Consider the following 5,790-nt stretch of genomic DNA (forward strand, 5'->3'; position numbering starts at 1 on the left):
GGACCGGAGCGGGGGCCGGGATCGGCTGCCGCGCCAACTGTGCCGCGGCGAAGGGGGCGGCGACCGGTACGGGCGCCGGGGCGACGACCTGCGTGAAGACCGGGGCCGGAGCCGTGGCTTCCGGCTGCGCGACCGCCCCGGCGGCCAGCGGACGGGCCGGGCGGATCGCGGCGCGGGCGGCCATGGCGTTCGGCACGGGGCGCGCCGAGGCCGGGGCGGCGACCGGCTCGGCGATCTCGACCGCGGCTTCGGACGGGCCGAACCAGCCGTGCAGGGCCGACCAATCCGGGACGTCCGACCAGTCGGACGGCTCGGCCGGGACCGGCGGGATGAAGGGCGCGTACATCCCGAAGGCAGGGACCTCCTCCGCCACGACGGGGGCGGCGGCCTCATGGCGCGGCGCCTCGACCGGGATCGCCTCGATTGCGGGCTGGGGCGCGGGCTGCGGGAGCTGGACGACGGGCTTCGGCCGGCGGTCGGGGGTGCGGAAGAAACTCACGCCCGGCGGCGGCACGAACGGGCGGCGCCAGCTCGGCACCTCCGAGACGGCCTGCTCGGTGCGCAGCCGGGCGGCCTCGGCCTCCTCGGCGGCCAGCTGCGCCGCGCGCTCGGCGGCCTCATACTCCGCCGCCTCGCGGGCTCGCTGCGCCTCCAGCGCCGCGGCCTCGGCGGCGGCCCGGGCGTCGAGCAGGGCCTGGGCGCGGGCCTGCGCCTCGCGCTCGGCCTCCAGCGCCTGGCGGCGGCGCTCCATCAGGACGGTGTCGGGCGTGCGGGTGAAGCGCACCGATTCGGGCAGGGGCGCCTGCGGCACGCCGTAGGCGCCGCCCGGATTCGCGGGAGGGGAAACGGGCAGGGCGTGCGGCATCGGGACCGCGCCGGCCTCCGGAGCGATCGCCGCCGGGCGGCGCGGCGTGCGCACCAGGACGCCGGGGCCGGAGGCGCGGGGATCGATGCGACTCTCGAACGGCATCTCGAGCGGGCCGTCGTAGGGCAGGGCCGGGGCGGGCCTCTCGAACAGCCCCTCCTCCCGCTCCTGCGTCCACGCCTCCGAGGCCCAAGTCTCCGGTATCGCGGACTCCTGGGCGGCCGGGGCGCGGCCGAGCATCGCGCCGGGCGGCACCAGCCAGCTCGGCACGCTGCCCGCGTCGAAGCCGTCCGCGCCCGGAACCGGCAGGGCGGGATGCGGCAGCGCCTGCGGGAGCGCCCGCGGCGGGGCCGGGGGCGCGCCCGCGATGCGCCGGGCGAGGTTGGAGCGAAGGCTCATCAGCCGATGGGCGATGCCGCCGATCGACCGATCCAGGCGGTCGCCGCCGCGGCTCGGCCGCGACGGATCTCGATGGGAGTAGGGAGGCCGTCCCGATGCGCGCATGATCTGTGAGATGACTCGAAACAAGGTCCGGCTCCTGCGGAGCGGTTCGAGCCCCAAGCTAGGCGGATCGTCGTTAACGAACGCTTGCCTCGGCCCCTTGCTCGGCCCCTTGCTCAGCCCCTTGCCCTGCCCTCCTCCGGACCGTTCCGCCTCCCGCCGTGCAAGCGCGGCGCGAACCGGATATCGTCGAGCGCGGTTGGCGCTTTAAGGCGTTTTCCCGAAGACCTGACGGAGGGCAGCGGTCCGGCGACGGCCACGCCCGGGTTCAGGCTTGAGAAACAGCGTGCCGCGAGGCACTTGGCAGCGATTCCTGCCGTATCAGGTGAGGTTCGAGACCCGGTGACGACTCCGAGCCAAGAGACCTTGAGTCCGCAGGACTTCCGCTCCCTCTACCGGCACGGCTTCGCCCGCGTGGCGGCCTGCACCGGGCGCAGCCATCCGGGCGATCCGGCGGCCAATGTCGAGGACATCCTCGGGCTCGCGCGGCAGGCGCACGGGGCCGGCGCGGCGCTCGCGGTCTTCCCCGAACTCTGCGTGTCGTCCTACGCCATCGAGGACCTGCTGCTGCAGGCGACCCTCCTCGACGCGGTGGAGGCGGGCCTCGCGCGGCTGGTCGCCGAGAGCGCCGGCCTGACGCCGCTCCTCGTCGTCGGCGCCCCCCTGCGCTGGCGCAACCGGCTCTACAATTGCGCCGTGGCGATCCGGGGCGGGCGGCTTCTCGGCGTCGTGCCGAAGAGCTACCTGCCGAACTACCGGGAATTCTACGAGAAGCGCCACTTCGCCTCCGGCGCCGGGATCACCGGCGAGACGATCCGCCCGGCCGCGCTCGAGGCGCCGTTCGGCACCGACCTGATCTTTTCCGCCGAGGACCTGCCGGGCTTCCGCCTCGCCATCGAGGTCTGCGAGGATCTCTGGGTGCCGCAGACGCCGGGCATGGAGGCGGTGCTGGCCGGGGCCACCGTCATCGCCAACCCGTCGGGGAGCCCGATCACCGTGGGCCGGGCCGATTCCCGCGCCCTGCTGACCCGCGCCGCCTCGATGCGGGGCCTGTGCGCCTACGTCTACGCGGCGGCCGGCACCGGCGAATCCACCACCGACCTGTCCTGGGACGGGCAGACCAGCATCGACGAGAACGGCGTGCGGCTGGCCGAAGGCGCGCGCTTCCCCGAGGGGCCGGTGGTGACGCTCGCCGACATCGACCTCGACCTGATCGCCCAGGAGCGGCTCCAGGCCGGCAGCTTCGACGACAATGCCCGCCGGCACGAGCGCCTGCCCTGGCGGACGGTCTCCTTCCGGCTCGATCCGCCGCGGGGCGATCTCGGACTCGAGCGCCGGGTCGAGCGCTTTCCCTTCGTGCCCTCCGATCCGGCCCGCCTCGCGCAGGATTGCTACGAGGCCTACAACATCCAGGTCGCCGGGCTGGCCCAGCGCCTCGCCGCCACCGGCACGAAGCGGGCGGTGATCGGCGTGTCCGGCGGCCTCGACTCGACCCACGCCCTGATCGTCGTGGCCAAGGCCTTCGACCGGCTCGGCCTCCCGCGAAAAAACATCCTGGCCTACACCCTGCCGGGCTTCGCCACCTCGGACGAGACCAAGACCAACGCCCACGCGCTGATGCGGGCGCTCGGCACCACGCCGGAGGAAATCGACATCCGCCCGGCCGCCCGGCAGATGCTGGCCGATATGGGCCACCCGTTCGGGCGGGGCGAGGCGGTCTACGACGTCACCTTCGAGAATGTGCAGGCGGGGCTTCGCACCGACTACCTGTTCCGGCTCGCCAACCAGCACGGCGGGATCGTGATCGGCACCGGCGACCTCTCGGAGCTGGCGCTCGGCTGGAGCACCTACGGCGTCGGCGACCAGATGAGCCATTACGGCGTCAACGCGGGCGTGCCCAAGACCCTGATCCAGCACCTGATCCGCTGGGTGATCTCGTCCGGACAACTGGGCGCCGAGGAGAACCGGACGCTCCAGGCGGTGCTCGACACCGAGATTTCTCCCGAGCTGGTGCCGGCCTCGGAGGGCGAGGGGCCGCAGAGCACGGAAGGCAAGATCGGCCCCTACGCGCTGCAGGATTTCTCGTTGTGGTTCACCCTGCGCCACGGCTTTCCGCCCTCGAAGATCGCCTTCCTCGCGCTCCACGCCTGGGGCGACGCGGGGAGGGGCGACTGGCCGCCGGACTTCCCCGTGCGCAAGCGCGTCGCCTACGACTTGGCCGAGATCCGGCGCTGGCTCGGCGTGTTCCTCGACCGCTTCTTCCGCTTCAGCCAGTTCAAGCGCTCGGCGCTCCCCAACGGCCCGAAGGTCTCGGCCGGCGGCTCCCTCTCGCCCCGCGGCGACTGGCGCGCCCCGTCGGATGCCAGCGCCCGGGCGTGGCTCGACGAGCTGGAGCGCAACGTCCCGCAGGCGTGACGGCAGCCGGCCTTCCGCGGAGGCGTCGCGTCAGGGCCGGCTCATGGGGCTCCGCCGGTCCGCGCCCCGCCGCCCGCTGCCGGGGCGGGATCGAAGCCGTCGAGGGCCTCGACGGAGGGCGCCCGGCCGGCCCGGCGCTGGGCGACGTAGTCGAGGACACCGGCCACGGCGCGCTCGGAATAGGGCTTGGCGATCACGCCCAGCGCACCGGCGAAATCCGGCGGGATGCGCTTGGCGTTGGCGGTCATGAACACCACCGCGACCTGCGGGTCGCGGCTCAGCGCGCGGGCCACCTCCACGCCGGTCGGCCCATCGACGAGGTGGACGTCCACGAGCGCCACGTCCGGCCGGGCGGTGTGGCCGAGCGCGATCGCATCCGCCGAGCAGCCCGCCACGCCGACGCTGACATGGCCGAGATCCTCCAGGAGATATTCCAGCTCGAGGGCGATCAGCACCTCGTCCTCGACGACGAGGATGCGCAGGGGCGCCTCCGTCACCTCGGCCATTCCGGCCCTCCCGCCCTCGTTCCTCGGCTCGAACCGACACTATCCGCCGGATATGCCGGGAGCGGAACCGGCGCCGTCCGGTGCGGGATCCGTTCGCGGTGGATACGGCCCGGCCGGAGGGCGGACGGACCGGTCACGGGGCGTCGGACCCGGTGAGCGGGATCGTGATCGCGATCCGGGTGCCGGGCCCGGCATCCGACCATTCGAGGGTGCCGCGCAGCTGGCGCACCACCATCTCGACGAGGGTGCGGCCGAATCCGGCCGGGTTGGCGGGCGCCGAGGCCATGCCGACGCCGTCGTCCTCGATGACGAGGCGCATCCCCGTCCCGCAGCGCTGCGCCTCGATGGCGACCCGGCCGTGGCGCTCCTCCGGAAAGGCGTGCCGCAGGGCGTTGGTCGCCAGTTCGTGGATCAGCAGCGCCAGGGGCGCGGCCATGGCGGCGGAGAGCGCCAGCGCCTCGATCCGGGTCTCGATCCGGGTGCGGTCCTCGTCGAGGCCGGCGGCGAGGTCGGCGATCAGGTCGGCGGTGAATTCCCTGAAGTCGAAGCGGGAGACGTCGCCCTCCGAGTAGAGCATCCGGTGGGCGGTCGAGAGGGCGCCGATCCGGTCGGCCATGGCCTGGAGCGCGTCGCGGGCATCCCCCTCGGGCGTGCGGCGGGCCTTCAGCAGCATCAGCGAGGAGATGACCTGGAGGTTGTTCTTGACCCGGTGATCGACCTCGTGGAGCAGCGCGGTCTTCTGCTCCAGGGCCGAGCGCAGGTCGGCGGTGCGCTCGTTCACCTCGCGCTCCAGCGCGTCGTTGGCATCGCGCAACGCCAGTTCCAGGCGGTGCTTGTCGGTCATGTCGGCCTGGGCCGAGAAGAAGAACAGCACCTGGCCCGCCCCGTCGCGGACGGGGTTGATCGTCATGCCGTTCCAGAACGTCGTGCCGTCCTTGCGGTAGTTGAGCAGCTCGCCCTCGAACGGCCGGCCGGCCCGGAGCGCCGCGCGCATCGTCTGCAGCACCTCCGCATCGGTGCGCGGACCCTGCAGCAGGCGGCAATTGTGCCCGTAGAGCTCGTCGCGGGCATAGCCGGTCAGCGCGAGGAAGGCGTGGTTGGCCCAGACGACGGGGTTGTCGCGCCGCCGCGGATCGGTGACGACCATGGGGGTCGGGCTCGCCTCGAAGGCTGCCGCGAAGACCTCCACCGTGACGCCCGAGGGCAGACCCGCTCCGTTGGAAAAACCCGTCATCACTACGCCGACACAGGCGCGCCACGCTCGATCGCGACGCGCGAACCGGAGTCACCCGACGCGTTCCGCAGCGTCCGGCCCCGCGACGGAAACGAACCCGGCCCTTCCCCGTTCCGTCGCCCGTTCCCCCGCCCGTCCCGTCGGGCGACGCCCGGATTCCCCCGCCCGCCCGGCAGCGCGTGCGGGGATTCGATTACGTTTCCGTCAACCATGTCGGCCCCATAAGAGGCACAGGATTCCGAAGTCGCGCTCCTCCCGCAAGAGAGGGC

General features: G+C 73.3%; 3 protein-coding genes and 1 pseudogene. 1 reads left to right on the forward strand and 3 read right to left on the reverse strand.

The features are described 5' to 3' along the window. A pseudogene (locus ABS772_RS21110) lies at positions 1 to 1,264 on the reverse strand (DNA translocase FtsK); the annotation flags it as partial. A 444-nt stretch (positions 1,265 to 1,708) separates the two neighbouring features. On the opposite strand from ABS772_RS21110, the gene ABS772_RS21115 reads away from it, so the two are divergent. Continuing rightward, positions 1,709 to 3,781: an NAD(+) synthase gene (locus ABS772_RS21115; protein ID WP_350396706.1), complete on the forward strand. Its 2,073-nt coding sequence runs from the start codon at positions 1,709 to 1,711 to the stop codon at positions 3,779 to 3,781. Between the two features lie 41 nt (positions 3,782 to 3,822). On the opposite strand, the gene ABS772_RS21120 is transcribed toward ABS772_RS21115, so the two are convergent. Together ABS772_RS21120 and ABS772_RS21125 are read right to left on the reverse strand one after the other, a co-directional pair. Then, on the reverse strand, positions 3,823 to 4,287 hold the full coding sequence (locus ABS772_RS21120; protein WP_350396707.1) for a response regulator: 465 nt from the start codon (positions 4,285 to 4,287) through the stop codon (positions 3,823 to 3,825). 133 nt (positions 4,288 to 4,420) lie between these two features. Beyond that, entirely contained in the window at positions 4,421 to 5,521 is a 1,101-nt protein-coding gene (locus ABS772_RS21125; protein ID WP_350396710.1) for a histidine kinase dimerization/phosphoacceptor domain -containing protein, read from the reverse strand. Positions 5,522 to 5,790: the final 269 nt, after the last annotated feature.

Origin of the sequence: Methylorubrum podarium, assembly GCF_040270385.1 — a bacterium.
GTDB classification, from domain to species: Bacteria; Pseudomonadota; Alphaproteobacteria; order Rhizobiales; family Beijerinckiaceae; genus Methylobacterium; species Methylobacterium podarium.